This window comes from Guptibacillus hwajinpoensis (genome assembly GCF_001039475.1).
GTDB classification, from domain to species: domain Bacteria; phylum Bacillota; class Bacilli; order Bacillales; family Guptibacillaceae; genus Guptibacillus; species Guptibacillus hwajinpoensis.
In genome coordinates, this window is the sequence record NZ_LELK01000004.1 from 996,595 (window position 1) to 1,017,469 (window position 20,875).

Below are 20,875 nucleotides of genomic sequence, written 5' to 3' on the forward strand. Positions count from 1 at the left end.
TACTGGAGCGGAAATCAACCACTACCTTTATAAAAACAACGATTACTAAAACAGTGCTTCTTAAAAGATTCAGGGATTAAATGTTACTATTAGTATAGTAGATTTTCAGAAACATGAACTGTAGTTTAAGATTGATTTTTTCTCCGTCTAGAGACTGAAATTTCATGTTAAAATGTAGAAGATTAGTGGAAAGTCTCAATTTTGAGAAGGATGAAAGGTAAATGAAATCGAATAGAGTATAATGAGTAAGGTTTTCAATGAGAGAGGGAATAGAATGAAACAAAAACGCATGTTTAAACTGGCTCTTGCAGGATGTGTTCTAGGCATCGTAGCAGCAGTGCTCTCGCGGTTTAGTGTGGTACCTCTAATACAGGTCAGAGATATATCGTTTCTAACTGCTTTTATCTTTCCTATAGTTGCAATAGTAGGCTGTTATTTAATGAAAGCAAGACCGATTGTTGGTGGATTCAGTTTACTCGTATCAGCAGCAGGCGGAATTATTTTTCTATCTATTTTCTATATCATTCCAGCTGCTTTTCTTGTTATATCCGGATTCTTTAGCATTCTCCTAAAAGAAGAAACGCAATTGGTAGCGAACAAATAAACCGCTCTTATATAAGAGCGGTTTTGCTATGTTTTAGATAGGAATTCGCGAATTGCTTTTGTCGTTTCCTTAGGTCTTTCTTCTGGAATGAGATGACCTGTATGAGAGAAAACAAGAAGATCTGCATCCGGCAGATCTTTTTTCATGCGCTCACCAACTCGGATCGGTACGAGCCGATCGTCACTTCCCCAAATTAATAAAGTTGGGAAATTAATTTTGTTTAATGCTTTTGTTGATAAGTCTTCTTCACGTTCTCGGATGAGGCGACAAAGAGCTAGGTAGAAGCCCTTCTCATTAAAGGATGTTGTGTAGCCATCAATAACCTTTTTTGTTAGAAGCGTTTTGTCATAAACCAGATGTTCAAAATTCTTCTGCATGTTAATCGCACTCATGGAAAGGCTCAAGCAATAAGGGAAAAAGGGAAGGTAAGAGCATAGTCTAAGTGCTGCTGAAGATGACTTGATGTAACTTGAGCTACATAAAAGAATCAACTTCTCAATTCGTTCGGGATGTTGAATACACGTACGAAGCGCAATTTGACCGCCCATCGAGTGACCAACTAGAACGGCTTTATCAATGCTCATTTCTTCAAGTAGTGTATTCGTAAGAACGGCATACTCATGAAGGGAATAATGAATATCGCAGCTCTTTTCACTTTCACCGAAACCAGGTAAATCGAAACAGAGGAGATTGTACTCTTTTTGTAGAAGCGGAAGTAGTTTACGGAAGCTAAAAGATGATGAAAGAAAGCCGTGTATGAAGACAAGTGTAGGAGCGCTTTTGTTCGGCCGCCTGTAATACTCATACGAAATTGTGACATTTCCAATTTTTCTCTTTTCTTTCATGTGGGCAAACACGAATCAACGCTCCTCTCCAACGGTCTGTCTATCTAAAGTTTGGCTTAAATTCGAGAAGATTATCCGACAGAGCGTGTGAAGATTACACATGGTGGTGTAGGCACAAAAAAAAGACGAGGCATGTGCCTCGTCTATCAAAAGGGGGAATATAGATAGCTTACTACTCCTGTTATTCCCATAGTTAATAAAATATATACCTTTTTTATTAAAATTAATGACTATACTAATTAACAGTGTTGATTTTTGGCTCATTTACGCCCTGTGGTGACCAATCGCTTCGAGCAAATCAATTTGCTCAGGCGATTGGTCACCACAGGGCGACCTTTCAGCAGAGCTGAAAGGCGAGTGAAACTGAGGTTTCACTCGAATGAGCCAAAAATCGAGGATTCAACAATATAGCTAATTAGCAAAATTAATAAGCAAGTAATGATGTAATTAATACAATGACGATTGCCGCGGGAACGATGTAGCGAATTAAGATATACCAGATTGGGAAAATGACTCGTCCAATTTTGGATGACATCATGACTTCGCTTGAAAGAATGTCTCGTTTCATCTTACGTGAGACAAAGATTGAGATGAAGAGGGCACCGACTGGCATCAATACATTACTTGCAAGAAAGTCCATCGCATCAAAAATTGTTCTTCCGAAGATCGATACATCCGCTAATGTTCCGAAAGATAGGGCTGAAGGAATACCAAGTAAGAAAACAAAAAAGCCGGCGATCCATGCTACTTTTTTACGGTTTCCTTTGCCACGTGTTACTGTCGACACGATGATTTCCATAAGTGAGAAAGCTGACGTTAACGTGGCGAAAAGTAGAAGCGCCATAAAAATGGTAAAGAACAATCCACCAAATGCCATCTGGTTAAATACAGCAGGTAATACTGTGAAAATCAATCCAGCACCACCTGAAGGTTCAAATCCAAATGCGAAAACAGCAGGGAAAATCGCAAGCCCAGCAAGAAACGAAATAAACACGTTCAGGGAAACGACAGAAATGACAGATCCTGTTAGGTCAGCACTCTTATCAAGATAAGAGCTGTACGTAACCATTAACGATATTCCGACGCTAAGCGCGAAGAATGATTGTCCTAGTGCGTCAAGGACGCCTTCAGCTGTGAGCTTTGTTAAATCTGGTTGTAAGAAGAATGCGACTCCTTCCATTGCACCATCAAGTGAAAGAGAACGAGCAACGAGAACTATGAAGAGCACAAATAGTGCTGGCATCATATAGCGACTTGCTTTTTCAATCCCTTTCTGAACACCGAATTGTACAATCGCGATCGTGATTGCGAGAAAAGCCGCCTGTGTAAGGAGTGAGGTAGAAGGGCTACCGATAATCTCACCGAATAATTCTGCGTATCTGCTGTTAGAAAGCCCCGTCAAGGATCCTGAAAAGCTTCTAAGCAAATAGGTGATTACCCAACCTCCAATAACGCTATAAAAGGAAAGAATAATAAAGGAAGCCGTCACGCCTAGGTAACCTAACCACTTCCATTTCGGATTTCCTGAAATGGATTCGTATGAAGATACAGCGTTTTGTTGTGAGTGTCGACCGACTACAAATTCAGCGAGTAACATCGGTGCACCAACGGCAAATGTGAAAAGTAGAAAAACAAGGAAAAAGGCGCCTCCACCGTTCGTGCCAGCCATGTATGGGAATTTCCAAAGTGCACCAAGTCCAATTGCAGATCCTGCTGAAGCAAGTATAAATCCGAACCTGGATGACCATTGATCATTTGATTTCATTGTTTCACCTCTTATGTAATAAGTCCTAATGCATTTTATCACTATAGCGAGCAGAAAGTATTCAGTCAATATCAAATATTCTTGTATTTATTTACCACTAGTTGTAAGCCTTGATGGGACTGGTTTTTCAAGAGTTTCCATGGTTAATTTTATTTTCAAAGTAAATCCTTATAAAGACAGTGATAATTATTCTTGCTATTCCTATAGTGGAGATGTATGATTTTAAAAAAAGGTCTAGTAGGATGCTTTGTCTTGACACAATATCTATGTTATACTAGTTAAGTTGAAAAAATTTGTTAGGAGTGTTTTCATGGCAGAACAATATAACGTCGGTGATATCGTAGAAGGGAAGGTAACTGGTATTAAGCCTTTTGGCGCATTTGTTGCAATTGACGACCAAAAGCAAGGTCTAGTTCACATTTCTGAAATCTCTCACGGATACGTAAAAAATATCGAAGACCAACTTACTGTTGGAGACGAAGTAAAAGTTAAAATCCTTAACGTTGAAGAGGGTTCTGGTAAAATCTCTCTATCAATCCGTGCTACTCAGCCTAAGCCTGAGCGTCCGGAAAGAAAGCCTCGCCCAGCAGCACCAAGCGGCGGTGGAAACAAGAAGCCACAACAGACTTCTTCTCCACAAGGCTTCAACACGCTTGAAGATAAGCTTAAAGACTGGTTGAAAGAGTCTAACGACCGTCAAGCACAGTTGAACAAACGTCTTAAGAAGTAAGTGATGAAAGAAGGCAGCCTTATGGCTGCCTTCTTTTTTGTTGATAAAATTCTGATGAACATAAATAATGTGTTCACTTGAAAGTCTTCCAGCGCTTGTCGAACCTATTGGGCGCTTACGCTTTTCGTGATCTAGCTTCAGCGCCTACCCGCTCGAGGTCTTAAGTCAATCCTCATTGTGGCAAAAAGCGCCACATTGAGGTTCGCCTTAAGCTTGTCGCGGGTGAACAAGCGCTTGCGCTTTTCGTGATCTAGCTCCAGCGCCCAGGTTCTCGAGTCGCTTCAGTCTTTCCGATGAACACAAAGAACGTGTTCACCGGAAAGCCTTCCAGCGCTTGTCGAACCTTTCGGGGCGCTTCCGCTTTTCTTAATTATGTTGTTGCTCGATCTGGTTCATGTGAAAGCTCTTCAGTGGGCTTGAATAGTAAAGTTAGGCAATAAAGTCCGCTTAACCCAACAAGACCATATACAATTCGAGCAAGCGCAGCGTTTTGCCCGCCGAAAATAGCAGCTACAAGGTCAAATTGGAAAAATCCAATGAGGCCCCAGTTGATTGCACCAATGATAACTAATGCAAGAGCAACCCTTTGTAATGTGCTCATGAGACTACCTCCTTTTATTAGGAAACATAGCGGTTCATTCATAAGATAACTCACAAAGTCATTCATTATGCACAGCGAATTAAAAAGTTTTGCCAATCAGATTACTTTATTTTAAAAAGAGAATGAGACATAATAAGGTGAAACTTCCACCAGAGATATTTATTCTGATGGTTAGTTGAACGAATCGCACCTTTGGGTAGTTAACGCTCATTTAAACTTCTTGAAAGGTAAAGGTGAGTGTTTACTGCGCCTTAGGCTGGGGTATACCTGATTTGAATTGAAAGGGGACATAACATTGAATAATTTTACTTTCCAAAATCCAACAAAATTGATCTTCGGTAAAGGGCAACTTGAAGCACTGAAGAATGAAATTCCACAATACGGGAAGAAAGTCCTCGTTGTTTACGGCGGAGGAAGCATTAAGAAAAACGGTGTTTACGATAGCGTAATGAATACCTTGAACGAAATCGGTGCAGAAGTATCTGAGCTTAGTGGAGTGGAACCGAATCCACGACTAACTACCGTTCATAAAGGTGTTAATATTTGTAAAGAGAACGATATTGATTTCATCCTAGCAGTAGGTGGCGGAAGTGTAATTGACTGCACAAAAGCTATTTCTGCAGGTGCTAAATATGATGGAGACGCATGGGACTTCGTAACGAAGAAAGCAGCTCCTAAAGCAGCTCTTCCATTCGGTACAGTTCTAACGCTAGCAGCAACTGGTTCTGAAATGAATCCAGGTTCTGTTATCACAAACTGGGAGACACAAGAGAAATACGGCTGGGGACACCCACTTGTACACCCTAAATTCTCTATTCTTGATCCTGAAAACACGTACACTGTACCAAAGAACCACACCGTTTACGGTATGGTAGATATGATGTCTCACGTACTTGAGCAGTACTTCCACCCTGAAACAGAAACTGAGCTTCAAGAAAACATGCAGTTCTCTGTTCTTGAAACGGTAATGGATACAGCTCCGAAACTTCTTGAAGATATGGAAAACTACGATCACCGTGCAACAATCATGCTAAGTGGTACAGTAGCTCTTAACCAATCTCTACAGATGGGTGTTCGCGGTGACTGGGCTTCTCATAACATCGAGCACGCAGTATCAGCTGTATATGATATTCCACACGCTGGTGGTCTAGCGATCCTGTTCCCGAACTGGATGAGACACAACCTTGATGTCAATGTAGGTAAGTTCAAGCGTCTTGCTGTTAAGGTTCTTGGTGTAAGCGAAGAAGGCAAAACAGATCGTGATATCGCACTTGAAGGTATCGATAAGCTAAGCGCGTTCTGGAGCAGCCTAGGTGCACCTAACCGTCTTGCTGATTACGATATTGATGATAGCAAAATTGATCTAATGGCAGATCGTGCAATGGCTAATGGTGCTTTTGGTAATTTCAAGTCCCTTGAGCGCGACGATGTTATTGCGATTTTGAAAGCTTCTCTATAAGAAGAATGTAGTTAAGGACCGTTCCGTTTGGAGCGGTCTTTTTTTGCATTAGCTGGGAATGATTTTTAGCTCATTTACGCCATGTGTGACAGCCACGGTTAGAGCAAATGAATTTGCTCACCGTGGCTGTCACACATGGCGACCTTTCAGCTCTGCTGAAAGGCGATTGAAACGAAGCGTTTCAATCGAATGAGCTAAAAATCGAGCGAAGAAATTTGTCTCATGAAGTTAAAAAGAATAAATGTCAAAAGAGTTTAGAAAGAAATTGATAAGGTATACGCTTACATGGGTCGGTGTTCTTGATTTCGAATAGTTCTTGGGCTAAAGTAAAATGTGAGAGAAGAACAAAAATTGATAATTGGAGGCTAACTATGACTTCAAAAGTAAGTTTTGACTATTCAAAAGCATTGTCGTTTGTTGGCGAACATGAAGTAACATACATGACGGATGCAGTGAAGGCTGCACATGACGCGCTACATAATTCAACAGGAGCGGGCAGCGATTTTCTTGGCTGGCTGACTCTTCCACACGATTACGATAAAGAAGAATTTTCACGTATTCAGAAATCTGCTGAGAAAATCAAATCAGATTCTGACGTTCTTCTTGTTGTAGGGATTGGTGGATCTTATCTAGGAGCACGTGCAGCGATTGAAATGCTTAACCATTCTTTCTATAACGTTCTTACAAAAGAAGAACGCAAGACTCCACAGGTCTTCTTCGTAGGTAACAACATTAGCTCTACTTACGTGAAAGATCTCTTCAGCGTACTTGAAGGAAAAGACGTTTCTGTTAACGTAATTTCAAAATCAGGTACAACGACAGAGCCTGCAATCGCGTTCCGTATTTTCCGTAAGTTCCTTGAAGAGAAATACGGTGTGGAAGAAGCAAGACGCCGCATCTATGCTACAACTGACAAGTCCAAAGGTGCTCTTAAGACACTTGCTGACGAAGAAGGATACGAAAGCTTCGTAATTCCTGATGATGTTGGTGGACGCTATTCTGTTCTAACTGCAGTAGGACTTCTTCCAATCGCAGCTAGCGGAATCTCCATTGAAGAGATGATGAAAGGTGCACAAGATGCTCAAGATGACTTGAACACACCTGATCTTGCATCAAACCAGGCGTACCAGTATGCAGCTGTTCGTAATGCTCTTTACAACAAAGGCAAGAACATCGAGCTACTTGTGAACTACGAGCCATCTCTACACTATTTCTCTGAGTGGTGGAAGCAGCTATTCGGCGAAAGTGAAGGAAAAGACAACAAAGGTCTATTCCCAGCTTCAGTTGATTTCTCAACGGATCTTCATTCAATGGGTCAATACGTTCAAGATGGCCGTCGTAGCCTATTCGAAACAGTATTGAACGTTGAGAATGCACGCCATGAAATCACAATCGAAGAAGACGACAAGAACTTGGACAAGCTGAACTACCTTGCTGGTGAAACAATGGACTTTGTAAACCAGAAAGCATTCGAGGGTACAATGCTTGCACATACAGATGGTGACGTTCCGAACTTGATCGTGAACATTCCAGAAATGACAGCTTATCACTTCGGTTACCTTGCATTCTTCTTTGAAAAAGCATGTGCGGTATCTGGATACCTTCTAGGCGTGAATCCATTTGATCAGCCAGGAGTTGAAGCTTATAAGACGAACATGTTCGCTCTTCTAGGCAAGCCAGGTTTCGAGAAAGAAAAAGCAGAACTTGAGGATCGCCTTAAGTCCCACGAATAGAAGTTAGAAGAGAGTGCCGAGGGCACTCTCTTTTCTTTTTGCTTTATTCATGAAATAACCCTGTTTGGACACGATAAGAATAGAATATGTAAAACAGGGAGGAAGCACTTATGATTACAATGGATTCCGTGCTCGAAGGCAAAACGATTGAACTTAGTATTATGGAAGACAAGCTCCGACAATTAGGGTATAGCTATGGAGGCGGTTGGGAATACGATCATGGCTATTTTGACTATAAAATCGATGACGAGGACGGCTATCTTTTTCTACGAGTGCCGATTAAGGCTGTCAAAAAAGAGCTTGATGCGGATGGCGCGATCGTTGAAATCGGTCAGCCGTTCATGCTCTCTCATATGTATCAGGCAGGAGTCGATCCAAAAGGAAATATCACAAATATCACCGCTTCTTTTAATCAGTTTCAGGAGCCAACCGATAAAGATGCTGAAATCGATGAGAAATGGTTGAAATACGGTGAGCGCTATCTAAAAGAACTCGACGCAGCGCTCATGCCTTATGTGTGAATAACAAGCAAATAGTCATCGGGTTGAATGATAAACGAAGGGGAGGGGTTCATGACGAGTTCCTCCCCTCTTTTAACTCCAATCATGAGAATGTCCTTTTCATTTAGGCGCTGTGCCACATCACAAAATGAATCGTCGCTGAACGCTTCCGCACTCATAAAATCAATTTGATTTGGCTTCAAATGTGTCAGTATCTCGAGTAGTGTTGTTGAAATCCCGTGTGAGAAAACACTATTCGTCATCACGGTACTGAGTAGATGGGCACTTTCAATAATTTCATCAGCGCCAGCACGTTCAGCATTCACGATTTGTTCTGGAGATAGAATCTCGACAATCGTATAAACCGTAGGATTAATCCCCTTTACGGTCAAAAGCGTCAGGATCGTTTGCATATCAACTTCGAGCTCACTTTTGTACTGATCCGCAGTAATCAGAACGGTATGAGCCTCTTCTACATTCGCGTTCTTTAACGTCCTGTCTTCACCAGGATTCCCTTTTACAAAATGAATCCCTTCTTTCTGAAGAGGATTTTCAGTTAACGATTGGTCGACCAAAACAATTGACCTTTCCGGCTGGTTAGCTAGCAGGTCACTGATTGTATACCTGCTTCGCGAATTCCATCCAATAATAACCACATGATTGCTACGGGTGTAACCTCGCTCACCTCGCCCGATTGAACCTTGCTTCACCACAAAAGTCGAAGCGAGCTTTGCCATATAGAAAGTCATGAAGCCCGCACCGAACATGATAAACACGATTGCAATCGCTTTTCCTTTCACGGATTCAGGTGAAGCATCCCCATACCCAATAGTGGATGCCGTCACAATTGCAAACCAGACCCCATCAAATACAGTAGGGAACATGTCCGGCTCAACAAGATGCATGATAAAGCCCATGGAAATAAGAATAAGTGCAGTTAAAACGCCGAGTTGTAATATAGGTGGATACCGCGATATATAATAAACTAAGTTACGTAACCTCAAACTAAACGCTCCTTTCTCTATTTCCATTATGTCCATCAAACACTGGAAAAAAACGACACGTGTTTGATCAATCACAATAGGGTAAAGAAAGGGTATGACAGTTTAAAAAAGGGTGATCAACATGAGAGCTATTTCATCATTCCTCGTATCGATCGTTCGCCTCATTTTCGGCATCATCGAAGCGATTCTAGGAATTCGTATATTATTGAAACTATTCAGCGCAAACCCAGCTGCACCATTTGTGCAGTGGATCTATGATTTCTCAGATCCATTGTTATCTCCATTCAGAAACATTTTTCCTACAACAGAATTCGCCGGACAATATGTCGTTGAATTCTCTGCGGTGTTTGCACTGATTGTGTATAGTATTGTGGCATCATTGATTGTAAGGTTTGTTGCAATGGGATTGACTGAACGGGAGAGAAGATAAGGTAGAGGGAACGCCTGAGAAGGGCGTTTCTTTTAATATGTAATAAATATACGAAGAAGCCCTCTTGCATTTGCATGAGGGTTTTTTCGTATACTGGATAAGGGCATCTCTCATGAAAGTCTTCTCCCTTATCAAAAATTGTATTTACACGTAAGTATTTCAATAATAAACAGGTAGAGGTAAGGCGGGCTATAACATCATATTTAACTAACGAAACAAATTCGCAAAAAAATAAACATGATGTTTATACTCATTAGTATACTTAATGAACAAAGGTAAATTAAGGAGGAGATCTGTTTGACTCTATTTTTCTTCATTTCAGTAATTGTGGGTATGACTTATATCTTTTTATATTTTGTACTCAATTTTGACTTGAAAAAGAAAAAATTAGAGATAGAAGAAAAGAAACTAGATTTGGAAAAGAGAAAGTTAGAGCTCAATGAAGAATCTCAAGAGCCAGAAGAAGAAATGCTTTAAAAAGAGTCCAATGTTTAATAGGTCCTCAATATAGATTTATTCTTTGAGTATGTTGAGGACCACTTTCACATATTTCAAAAAACAAGTTGCCCTCACATTAAAAGCTATGATAAAATAAATTTTGTCGACAGGAAATCGCTGTCATTATACGGGGCATTAGCTCAGCTGGGAGAGCGCTACACTGGCAGTGTAGAGGTCAGCGGTTCGAGCCCGCTATGCTCCATCGATGAAACCCTTTTGCGTATGCAAGAGGGTTTCTTTTTTATAAATCGTACTGATTATCCTTATACTTTATATATGAAATAACAAATCTTGATCTTCGTTGTGTTAAAGGTTAGTGAAAGAATAAAAAATAACGATGAATCGTGAGAACTGTCCCCACTTTCCAAGACCCTCAACCTGCAGTATTAATCAAAAAAACCGAAATGTGCGCTAGGAATCACGGGGACGGTTCTAGTGATGCTATCTAGAAATAACAATGGTGGCGTTGTAGATCGAGATCAGATATAGCAGCATACTAGTATCATTAACGGTTCTCAAGATTAACTTTAAATAGATACTCCGCAAATATATTTAAAGAAAACCGGGATGAACTAATCATATCGATTAGATCATCTGGGTTTCTTTTTATGTATATGAGTGAACCAGTAGACCCGGCCCGCTGATTCCTTAGTTTTCTATATTAAGGAAAAAAATCGAGAATTCTTCGGATTAAAGGCGGGCCGAGTAAATCAATAAAAAATTAATAGGCAATGAATCACGAGAACCGTCCTTATTATTCTAAAACTTTTCCTGTTTTCTTTATATGATCCTGAAGGAGCACTTGAACGGGATCTACCTTTTTATTCGAAGAGCTTTCGAACATGCTTTTCCCAAGAAGTAGGATAAGTAATGTTGATTAATTTTATCTTCGTACTTAATAAATAGGTTGTAATTTGATGGTACAAATTGTCACTTCCTATCTAAGGTAGTTATGTGTGTGGTAACCTTAATTATCCTTAGATTTAAATTTCAGGGGGGGGATTGATTATAAAACCCCAACAATAGGATTCTATAACTTATTTCTTATAAATGTTTTGAAAATACGAGAATGATATTGGGGAGAGAATATGAATAGAAGGAAAGATATTTTAAATGCTTGGATTACTATAGAGCAACTATCAGAAGGTTCTATTAATAAAAAAGACAAATCACTAAAGTCTATACATATAAAAGAGGAAGACTGGAATGAATTTTTTTCAGACTTTTTAACCGAACAAAAAGAACAACAAAATGTATCAGATAAGTTCTTTAAGAAATCGGGTTTAGTATTATATTTTGATATTTTCAATTTTCAAGAAGTTGTTGATATATTGAGGGAGAAATACAATATTACTAAAACTTACGAAGAAGTTAGTAACTCTGACAATTTCACCTTCTCTATATATTTTGATAACCAATTAAATTTTATAGCAGACAAATTGTTCTTTACAATGAGTGGTTATATCCACCAGCATGGTTATTTTCCGAAAGATATTATAAAAGTTGAAAACTCATTTAGAGAAGATTTAAATAGGAAATTTAATGAGGATTTTAATACCACACTTTCTGAAATTTTACAAAAGTATAATATTTCTACAGAAAATTTTCGCTATGCATTTGTGAAAAACTTGGATAATGGAGATGCAAATTTACATTCGTTTTTTATTGAAGATCTAAATAGAGCAAAGACAATTACTAATAAAAATTTGAATCGATATTTTAATGGCTTTTCTGGAAATAAGAAAAATCTGGATGGTAATAATGAATCAATTCATTTTAACTCACATATTTTCGAGACAATTTTACAACCTAAGTTTTATCCGTTGGGTCGGTTCCCAAGTAAACCAGATTATGCGCTTTCGTTCATGCAACAGGTTGCGGTAAATCTAGCTTTAAATGATAAAAATGATATTCGAAGTGTCAATGGGCCACCAGGAACAGGGAAAACAACACTTTTAAAAGACATATTTGCTGATTTAGTAGTACAACAGGCAGTAGAAATTTTGCAGCTTTCTGATAAAAGTATTCAAGGTAGTCTAGTTTATTGGCGAAATGCTAAACTTGGTGTTTTACCGCATACCATTTCAGATAAGAATATTATTGTTGCAAGTTCAAACAATGGAGCAGTTCAAAACATTGTTAAGGAGTTGCCAAAAAAGGAAGAGATTGCTGACAATTTTCAAAGTCAACTTGAGGAAGCGAATTATTTTAAAGATATTTCTAATTCTAAACTAACCGGTGAAGGTTTCGGAAAGAATCGAGAGATTAAAAGTGAGCTTTTAAATGAGGAAAATTGGGGTGCATTCTCGTTAGAAGGTGGAGCATCAACAAACATTAACAAGTTACTTTTAAATATTGAAGTAATTGAAAAAGATTTAGAAGAAAATTATCAAGCAAATGCAGGTGTAAGTGTATATCAGGAATTCTCACGTCTCTACGATGAATTAATAATTGAAAGAGAAAAAATTCAAGAATATAATGAGAAAATGTATTCTCTTAGAAAATTAAAAACCAAGCATAAGGAGCAAGCAGTTGCTGTTGAACAAGAAGAAAAGAAGAAAAAAACAAATTTGATTTCACAGCAAGAAGAAGCGAATCGTGAACTTGAAAGACTGAGACATGAAAGCGTAAATCTCCAAAAAGATTTATCGAATGGTTCCATTAAAATAAAAGAATTAACTAATGTACAAGCTCAAGCTGAAAGGAATTATCATGTAGTTATTTCACAAAAGCCAAGTTTTTTATGGTTTCAGAAAATATTTAATAGGTCGAGAGTTAAGCATTATTTTAAAAATCTCAATAATACTAATTATCATTTAAACTATCTTTTTCAACAAAAGACTAAATTGTTGAATGATCATATGCAACTCGAAAAAAAGTTAAAAGGGATTGTTGCAAAAAGTGAGTATGCTCAAAAACAAATTCAGGAAACCAAAGCTGACTTTGACCGGTGGAGGACTACTCAACAAAATGAAATGAAGAAATTGGAACAAGAAATTGCGTTTTTGGAAAAACTCAAACTCCAAAGTGATATAAATGAACTAGATTTTTCACTTTCATATGACGAACTTCAAAAGGCTAATCCATGGTTTACCAAGCAGATACGTATTTTACAATCAGAGTTATTTATTTCGGCCTTAAAAGTTAGAAAGCAATTCCTGTATGAAAATAGAAAGAGTTTGAAAGCAGCAAGGATTATTTGGAATAAACAGTCTGAATACATTGGAAAAGAGAATGGACATCAGTTGATTTCAGAATCTTGGCAATGGTTAAATTTCACTATCCCTGTTGTCAGTACTACTTTTGCTAGTTTTGGTAGAATGTTTAAAAACCTAAATGAAAATTCAATTGGTAATCTATTCATAGATGAGGCTGGTCAAGCATTACCACAAGCCAGTGTTGGCGCAATTTTTAGAAGTAAGAAGGTTATGGTTGTTGGAGATCCATCACAAATAAAACCAGTAATGACGTTAGACTCAAATGTTCTGAGCTTGATAAGAAGATTTTACAAAGTTGATGAAATGTTTGTCTCTGCTGATGCATCTACTCAAACAATTGTGGATGCCACAAGTCAGTATGGTTTCCTAAAAAATGATGATGAATGGATTGGTATACCACTTTGGGTACACAGACGTTCGAACTATCCAATGTTTACGATTTCAAATGAAATCTCTTATGATGGGCTGATGGTACAAGGTAAGTTAGAAGATGAATCACAAGGTAAATCGCAATGGTACGATTCAATCGGCAAAGCAAATGACAAATTTGTTAAAGAACAAGCTGACTTACTGAAAAGTCTCATTGATAAACGTTTGCAGGGAGATCCAGGTTTAGCAGAAGAAATCTATGTTATATCCCCATTCAGAAATGTGGCTTATAAACTTGCACAAGTTTTAGACAGTATTAACTTCACCAAACGAGAAAACGATAAAATAACAAATATTGGAACTGTTCATACTTTTCAAGGGAAGGAAGCAAAAATTGTCTATTTTGTTCTTGGAGCGGACTCTAATAACAGTGGATCAGCAAGATGGGCTGTTGCTGATCCAAATATGATGAATGTTGCAGCTACAAGAGCTAAAGAAGAATTTTATGTTATAGGCGACAAGAAATTGTATGCTTCACTTGGAAGTGATGTGGCAAATAAAACGATTTCGATTATGCATGATTATAATAGTAATTAAATGAGAATTTAATGTATTGAATATGCAATTAACACTGGAGTAGAAATAGATTTTCATCTTACATATGGAGTTATATAGGTAGTTGTTTCCGAATTAAATTCTTATACCTAGCATCTTTTTGAGGTGAACTAATTGAGCAATATCTAGGTTATTTGAGACCAAAATCTTAAGTCAAACATATAAGAAAAGAGTAACTGTGACGTTACAGTTACTCTTTTCTTATTAGATAGTAATTTGTGAAATTTGCAACACTTGGAAAATAGAAAACTTATTTAGATACACCACAGAGAGCCATATCACAAGTTATGATGATGGTAAACAAGACAGGTTACTAGTCCCGCCAAGGATTATGGTATAAATCATAGTGGGAACGGTCTCCCTGTGTTTCTCCGTGCCTTGTTTAATAGGAATTGAAACACATTAGAGAGGAAGTATCCACCTCTTAACCAACCGGATACTTCTTGCCATTCTTAACCATCTTCTCTTCTACAATTTCTATAACATCTAAGTCTAAATCAGAACAAAGCATCAACGAATAGATCAAGACATCCGCGATTTCTTCACGGATGTTTTCTTTGTTTTCTTTTAGAGCCTCTTCGCTATTGATCCATTGAAAGTCTTCTAGTAATTCGGCAGCTTCAATGGATATAGAAATGGCGAGATCTTTAGGGTTATGATACTGTCTCCAGTTTCGCTCGTCTCTAAATTCGTTAACTAAAGTAATTAATTTTTGTATATCGCTCATGATTTTTTGCACCTTTCTAAATCGAATAATCGTTTTCTCAATGCAGGGTCGGTTGCGTAAATGTAAAGACCATGAATTCCTCTTTTCATCAATACATTGATGGAATTTAAGATGATTTCTTCCTTTATTTCTTGATTTTTTTCAATTGAAAAGTCCTGGCGTGAGGTGAACGCGCCGGTATCTTTATATTTGGAAGGGTGTATGACTAGCTCGTCTTTTTCTTCATCATAGCCAACGGAAGGCCCAAGTACAACTCCTACATAGTTCAGGTCAAATCCTTGAACAGTATATATGGAGCCGACTTCTTTAATGGAATCTTGGTTTTCTGCCCAAGCAACATTATTCTGTGTGTTGTTCCAAGGCATGTTAATGCCTTCTTTATCCACTATGTAAATTTCCTTATCTTTTTTGTGTAAGTAATCAAAAGTTGAGACAATACGAGATAAACCAACTTTGTTATTTTTATTTTGAATCGCCGTTTTAAACGATTCAGCATCATTAAATATTTTTAGCTCAAAAGAAGACTCGGTCTCTGTAGTCGGCAATGCAATGATTTTTTTGGCTACAAATTGATCAATCCAGTTGATGGTTTCAGGAGGAGCGTTCATTCTCATTTGGTCTGTTAGCTTTACGGTTTTACTAGAATACTGGTTTGAAATTTCCTCAAGTAATCCGTCGTTCCAGTAACTTTTAATTTTCAATACTTGTTTTGGATCAAAAATGACAATCGTTATTTTACTTCTTTTAATGATTTCATCGAGGTGATTATTATAATTGAAATTATTATAGGTGTCTTCTTTCGTCAACAGCAGATGAGCTTCATCTATTAATGCAATATCAGCTGTTGTCCCTTGTCTAGTTTTCTCATTAATAAACGGTGTTGGTCTCATAAGACTCTTTTTCTTAATGTTTGGCAAGCTGTTGGCAATACTTTTATAAGTCTTCAGCATCTCACCATTATTCACTAGTAAGTAATTATCAGTTCCAAATAAAAGAGAGCTATTATCCTTGGATAAATCCTGAAGAGTATTAAACAAAGAACTTAATAGTACACTTTTACCTGTCCCAGCATCACCTTCAATAGTAATAACATGGTTGCCTTCCTTTTGGATATATTCCTTACAGAAGTCAAGGACTTCGCTCTTAATATCAAGTTGCAAATGCGAAAGTTCCTTATAAGGAGATAGTTTATAAATATCTTTATTTCTAAGATTCTCAAGTGTATCGCTTACTATATTTTCATTGAGAAGCTTCTCCCAAATATCGTGAAAAAGATCCTCGTTATAAAAGGGTTTCTCATAGTAATTGTGCATTACTCTAGAGCTAGTCTGGCTTACATTTTGTAATTGGAAGTGGTTATCAGCGATAAAATAGTTAATTAAATTTGTTTCGATATTATAAGTTGCTGATTGATTAAACTTCTTATGGCCAATTAAAATAGAGCGATTCAAATTCTTTCTTTTTTTATTCTCTAAATGAGTTTTTATCCTTCTTCTAGCTTGTACAGTTTGACCAATATATGCTGAAGGTCTCTTTTTTTCGTTGTATAGAATATATACAATTGGAAAATTATTTAGGTGTACTGACTTCATGATAGTATCAGAATTAGGAGTGAAATCGTCCTTCTCAAATATTAATTCATTCATTTTCGCAGCCTCAGTATCTTTTTTATGACCATAATATCATAGATATTAAAGAAGAATTAACCATTTTTGGATGTATGTCCCTATTCTTTTCATAGGGACAACTTATGTTCAATCATTTAATCTAAACGCAATTGGTTAGTTGAGAATCGTCCCACGATTCTAGAGGAACTAGATACATGAGGGGAAGATTTTTTGCATAGACCTGTATCCAGTAGAAACTAGTGAAGCAGTTTTTTCAGAGATCTTCACATAATCAAATCCACGAAACGTGCACTATTAATACCAAATTACAGTTATCACCATGCTAATACGGTTTTATCATGTATAGTTAAAGCATAATGTAGGAAGAGTGAAGGTGGCCTTAAATACAACCAAGGGGGAAATAGAATGCGTAGAATCATCTTATCGACTGAAAGCGGAGCAGACTTACCGGGTGATTTAGCTGAAAAGTACGATGTTCAAGTCGTTCCTATGCATATTATTATGGACGGAAAAGATTATTTAGACGGTTCATTGCCGGTCCAGGATATTTATGACTATTACGGACGTACGAAGAAAATACCTTCTACCACCTCTACAAATGCTCATGAGTATCAAGAGTTTTTCGCAACTATAAGAGAGAATTTCCCAGACTGCATCATCATACATATTGGTTATACCTCAAAAGCGTCTTCTTCTTTTCAGAATGCTGTCATTGCTGCGAAAGAATTTGAAGACGTTTTTCTTATTGATGCACTAAACGTGACTGGTGGATTAGCTGCGATTGTATTGTATGCGGCTAAATCTCTAGAAAAAGAACCTGATATCGAACCGGAAACCCTAGTCGAAAAAATAGAGGCAATCGTTCCTAAATCAAGACTGGCTTTCATCCCAGGCAGCCTGGAGTTTCTTAAAGCAGGAGGACGGGTAAGCAATATGGCTTCTCTAATTGGAGCTCTATTGAAAATTAAGCCATGCATCGAGTTGAAGGATGGAAAGCTTATGTCTACAAAGAAGTACCGCGGGAAAATGAGTGGAGCTAGTGAAAAACTCTTGAGTGATTACTTAAATGAATTCAACATCGATCGAGAGCAGCTTTATTTTATCTACTCTATTGGACTCGATGAAACGATCAAGCAGCGGATGGATGAAGTTGCCAAAGAAAACGGATTCCAAAATATAAAATGGATCCAAGCGGGAGGTATGATTTCGACTCATTCTGGAGCCGGGGGCTTTGGGATTGCGGGGTTAGAGGAATAGTACGGGCTAGACTATGATTGAGTGAAGAATACATTCATTTAGAGTTTCCCACCGGAATCAGTGGGGGGTTCTCCTCATTCTATATTAAATAGAAAAACAAGGATGCTTAGAGCATTTATGAGATTGAAATTCTGTACAAATGATTGGACTATGAATTGCGAGAACCGTCCCGATGATTTGCCCATAAAACAAACAAAAGACACTCCCAAAAAGGTAGTGTCTTATGTTTGTTCTAAACCTTAACTACAATGCACGTCAAGCTTTCCCATTATTATATGGTACATGGTTCACCTAATTCATTTGATATAATTTTCTAAAAACTGTTGCAATTATGTATGCGGTTACAATATAATGTGTTAAAAGGTTATGATGTTTTCGTAAACGTTATTACTTATGGGTGGAGGGATTAATATGATTGATGTGTTAAAAGAATTGAATCAGCATCTCGAGTTAGAAAGCGTACATAATCATTCATTCTTACCTTATGGTGGAGTTCTTTATGATTTTCCTTATGATGAAATGGCCAAACGAATGGATATGACAGTTATCCCTGAAGAAGGTAACCAATACGTTCCTTCTTTTAAAGAGCTAGAAGATGAAGCTCTCAAAAGATTCGTTGAAAAACGCTATTATGGTGGGATGCCTGTTCAAATAGGTTACTGTAATGGAAAAAATTCTTCGCTCGGCGGTCTTGAGTTTCACAAAGGAAGTGAAATAAACGTAGCCGTAACCGATTTCGTGTTATTACTTGGTCATACAAATGATATTGTCGACAATAGCTACGATGTGAGGAAGATCAAGGCATTCTTTGTTCCATCAGGAACTGCGATTGAAATGTATCAAACCACACTTCATCTTGCGCCTTGCAAAGTGAGGGAAGATGGTTTTAAATGTGCGGTGATTCTGCCAAAGGGAACAAACATGCCTCTACAAGAAGAAGAAAAAGCATTCGACCCACTTCTCTTCATGAGGAATAAGTGGCTACTTGCCCATCGAGAACATGAGCGGTTCATGAATCAGGGAGCACATGACGGCATTATCGGTGAAAACCTAACTCTTGCATACCCGAGTAAAGAACAAAGGAGGAAATTGAATGTCTAGCATCACTTTTACACTAGTCTCATGCGTTTTTTTCATGGCACTCGTCGCCTGGGTCTCTTATTTAAAAACAAGAAATTCAGTTGATGATTCGGATGGGTATTTTCTGGCAGGTCGTGGGTTAACAGGGGGGTTCATCGCTGGTTCTCTCCTACTTACAAACTTATCAGCTGAACAGCTCATCGGATTAAATGGACAAGCTTATCGAACCAATTTATCCAATATGGCATGGGAAGTTACGGCAGCTTTTGCAATTGTAATTATGGCTCTGATTTTACTTCCGCGTTATTTAGGCGGTGCCTTCTCTACGCTTCCTGAATTTCTAAGTAAACGATATGATGAAAGCGTTCGTAGATACACAGTAATTCTATTTATGCTAGGATACGTGTTCGTCACGATCCCTTCTGTTTTATACTCTGGTGCACTTGCGATCTTGAGATTGTTTGATGTTCCTGGCCTGTTTGGAATCTCATTCGAATCATCTGTTTGGGTCGTTATTTGGGTGATTGGAATTATCGGTGCTATCTACGCAATCTTTGGTGGATTGAAAGCGGTTGCGGTTTCGGATACGCTAAATGGAATCGGCCTTCTTTTCATAGGTTTAATTGTTCCTGTGTTAGGGTTCTTCGCTCTAGGTGATGGAGATTTTCTACAAGGAATGAAGACGATTGCAACTGAAAATCCTGAGAAGTTAAACTCAATCGGATCGAGTACCGACTCCGTTCCGTTCTCAGCGATCTTTACCGGTATGATTTTTATGAACATGTTCTACTGGGGCACAAATCAGTACGTAATTCAACGTACACTTGGTGCGAAGAACCTTGCTGAAGGACAAAAAGGTGTACTCCTTTCAGGTTTCTATAAGCTAACCGTTCCGTTCATGATGATGATTCCTGGTGTCATTGCATTTCATCTATATGGAAGTTCGATGGACCCTGTCGATCTTGCGTATCCAACTGTCGTATCGAACTTGCTACCAACCTTTATGTCGGGTTTATTCTTAGCTGTTCTTCTTGGTGCGGTATTCTCAAGTTTTAATTCACTATTAAATAGTGCAGCAACAATGTTTGCACTTGATGTGTACAAAGCTGGCATTAACAAAGACGCGACTGATCGTCAGCTTATCAATGTAAGTAAATATTTTGGAAGCGTTCTCGCGCTCGTGTCGTTCTTCATCGCACCGATGTTGATGAACGCGCCAGATGGTCTATGGGACCTCATCCGACGCTTTACTGGATTCTTTAACATTCCGATCATTGCGATCGTACTTGTAGGTATCATGTCAAAACGCATTCCAGCGCTAGGTGCTAAGATTGCAATCATATTCCACGTCATCACATATTACATGCTCGTGTGGGGCTTAACGCAGCTGTTCGGTATCGAAATTACTATGAACTTCATTCACATCTCAGCGATTCTCTTCCTAATCGAGGTAGCAATCATGATGGTTGTTGGTCGCATTCGTCCGCTTAAAGAAGCGTATCAGTTCCGTGCGAATCCGAAGGTCGACATGGTGCCATGGAAATACACCATGCCCGTTGCGGTTGTTCTTATCAGTCTTGTCGTGATGGTTTATATCCTGTTCTCACCAATCGGTGTTGCGTATGCTGATGGGATCGTATCAGGTTGGTTCTGGCCATCTATTATTGGAACAACGATCGTAGGAACATTGTGCTACGTACTTGCTCTCAAATCTTGGAACAAAAAATATACAGGCTATGTAACGCGTAAGCACGAAGAAGCCGTTGAAGTAGATAAAAAGTTTAGAAGTGCATAATTAATTAGGTTGTAGGA

Annotated in this window: 17 protein-coding genes and 1 tRNA gene; 12 read left to right on the forward strand and 6 right to left on the reverse strand. The window is 38.3% G+C overall.

Annotation, left to right across the window (positions count from 1 at the left end; all coding sequences use genetic code 11):
- Positions 1–274: 274 nt before the first annotated feature.
- Entirely contained in the window at positions 275–604 is a 330-nt protein-coding gene (locus AB986_RS15100) for a hypothetical protein (protein ID WP_053216209.1), read from the forward strand.
- A gap of 26 nt (positions 605–630) precedes the next feature.
- On the opposite strand, the gene AB986_RS15105 is transcribed toward AB986_RS15100, so the two are convergent.
- Both AB986_RS15105 and AB986_RS15110 read right to left on the reverse strand, forming a co-directional pair.
- On the reverse strand, positions 631–1,461 hold the full coding sequence (locus AB986_RS15105) for an alpha/beta fold hydrolase (RefSeq protein WP_053216210.1): 831 nt from the start codon (positions 1,459–1,461) through the stop codon (positions 631–633).
- 412 nt (positions 1,462–1,873) lie between these two features.
- Positions 1,874–3,214: a sodium-dependent transporter gene (locus tag AB986_RS15110; protein ID WP_048312051.1), complete on the reverse strand. Its 1,341-nt coding sequence runs from the start codon at positions 3,212–3,214 to the stop codon at positions 1,874–1,876.
- 310 nt (positions 3,215–3,524) lie between these two features.
- On the opposite strand from AB986_RS15110, the gene yugI reads away from it, so the two are divergent.
- Positions 3,525–3,944, forward strand: coding sequence for a S1 domain-containing post-transcriptional regulator GSP13 (gene yugI, locus AB986_RS15115; RefSeq protein ID WP_048312052.1), 420 nt, complete (start codon positions 3,525–3,527; stop codon positions 3,942–3,944).
- A 370-nt stretch (positions 3,945–4,314) separates the two neighbouring features.
- Here yugI and AB986_RS15120 read toward each other — a convergent pair whose 3' ends face one another.
- The gene (locus AB986_RS15120; protein ID WP_048312053.1) at positions 4,315–4,545 is read right to left on the reverse strand and encodes a DUF378 domain-containing protein; all 231 of its coding nucleotides are present in this window, start codon (positions 4,543–4,545) and stop codon (positions 4,315–4,317) included.
- Positions 4,546–4,840: 295 nt separating this feature from the next.
- Here AB986_RS15120 and AB986_RS15125 point away from each other — a divergent pair, with 295 nt between their 5' ends.
- From AB986_RS15125 to AB986_RS15135, 3 genes are all read left to right on the forward strand, one after another.
- Positions 4,841–6,004 (forward strand): iron-containing alcohol dehydrogenase, encoded by a 1,164-nt coding sequence (locus tag AB986_RS15125; protein ID WP_048312054.1) that lies wholly within the window; start codon positions 4,841–4,843, stop codon positions 6,002–6,004.
- Positions 6,005–6,375: 371 nt separating this feature from the next.
- The gene (locus tag AB986_RS15130; protein ID WP_048312056.1) at positions 6,376–7,737 is read left to right on the forward strand and encodes a glucose-6-phosphate isomerase; all 1,362 of its coding nucleotides are present in this window, start codon (positions 6,376–6,378) and stop codon (positions 7,735–7,737) included.
- Between the two features lie 110 nt (positions 7,738–7,847).
- Positions 7,848–8,258 (forward strand): YugN-like family protein, encoded by a 411-nt coding sequence (locus AB986_RS15135; protein WP_048312057.1) that lies wholly within the window; start codon positions 7,848–7,850, stop codon positions 8,256–8,258.
- Here the strand turns inward: AB986_RS15135 and AB986_RS15140 are convergent.
- Positions 8,249–9,241 carry a potassium channel family protein gene (locus AB986_RS15140; RefSeq protein ID WP_053216211.1) on the reverse strand — a complete coding sequence of 331 codons (993 nt, stop codon included), beginning with the start codon at positions 9,239–9,241 and terminating at the stop codon, positions 8,249–8,251. The genes AB986_RS15135 and AB986_RS15140 overlap by 10 nt on opposite strands.
- 121 nt (positions 9,242–9,362) lie before the next feature.
- Here AB986_RS15140 and AB986_RS15145 point away from each other — a divergent pair, with 121 nt between their 5' ends.
- The 4 genes from AB986_RS15145 (at position 9,363) to AB986_RS22745 (ending at position 14,353) form a co-directional block, all read left to right on the forward strand.
- Complete coding sequence (locus tag AB986_RS15145; protein ID WP_048312061.1) at positions 9,363–9,671, forward strand: YggT family protein; 309 nt, start codon at positions 9,363–9,365, stop codon at positions 9,669–9,671.
- 297 nt (positions 9,672–9,968) lie between these two features.
- Positions 9,969–10,148 carry a hypothetical protein gene (locus AB986_RS15150; protein WP_048312063.1) on the forward strand — a complete coding sequence of 60 codons (180 nt, stop codon included), beginning with the start codon at positions 9,969–9,971 and terminating at the stop codon, positions 10,146–10,148.
- 150 nt (positions 10,149–10,298) lie between these two features.
- A tRNA-Ala gene (locus tag AB986_RS15155) sits at positions 10,299–10,371 on the forward strand.
- An 886-nt stretch (positions 10,372–11,257) separates the two neighbouring features.
- The gene (locus tag AB986_RS22745; protein ID WP_048312065.1) at positions 11,258–14,353 is read left to right on the forward strand and encodes a DEAD/DEAH box helicase; all 3,096 of its coding nucleotides are present in this window, start codon (positions 11,258–11,260) and stop codon (positions 14,351–14,353) included.
- 442 nt (positions 14,354–14,795) lie between these two features.
- Here AB986_RS22745 and AB986_RS15165 read toward each other — a convergent pair whose 3' ends face one another.
- Both AB986_RS15165 and AB986_RS15170 read right to left on the reverse strand, forming a co-directional pair.
- A complete protein-coding gene (locus tag AB986_RS15165) occupies positions 14,796–15,098 on the reverse strand; it encodes a nucleotide pyrophosphohydrolase (RefSeq protein ID WP_048312067.1) in 303 nt (100 codons plus the stop codon).
- Entirely contained in the window at positions 15,095–16,744 is a 1,650-nt protein-coding gene (locus tag AB986_RS15170; RefSeq protein WP_048312068.1) for a DUF2075 domain-containing protein, read from the reverse strand. Before AB986_RS15170 ends, AB986_RS15165 begins: the two co-directional genes overlap by 4 nt.
- Positions 16,745–17,131: 387 nt before the next feature.
- Between AB986_RS15170 and AB986_RS15175 the strand changes: the two genes are divergently transcribed.
- The 3 genes from AB986_RS15175 (at position 17,132) to AB986_RS15185 (ending at position 20,858) form a co-directional block, all read left to right on the forward strand.
- On the forward strand, positions 17,132–17,983 hold the full coding sequence (locus AB986_RS15175; RefSeq protein ID WP_048312070.1) for a DegV family protein: 852 nt from the start codon (positions 17,132–17,134) through the stop codon (positions 17,981–17,983).
- A 411-nt stretch (positions 17,984–18,394) separates the two neighbouring features.
- Positions 18,395–19,084, forward strand: a complete 690-nt coding sequence (locus AB986_RS15180; RefSeq protein WP_048312072.1) for a DUF4867 family protein — start codon at positions 18,395–18,397, stop codon at positions 19,082–19,084.
- Entirely contained in the window at positions 19,077–20,858 is a 1,782-nt protein-coding gene (locus AB986_RS15185; RefSeq protein ID WP_048312074.1) for a solute:sodium symporter family transporter, read from the forward strand. The genes AB986_RS15180 and AB986_RS15185 overlap by 8 nt, the downstream gene beginning before the upstream one ends.
- Positions 20,859–20,875: the final 17 nt, after the last annotated feature.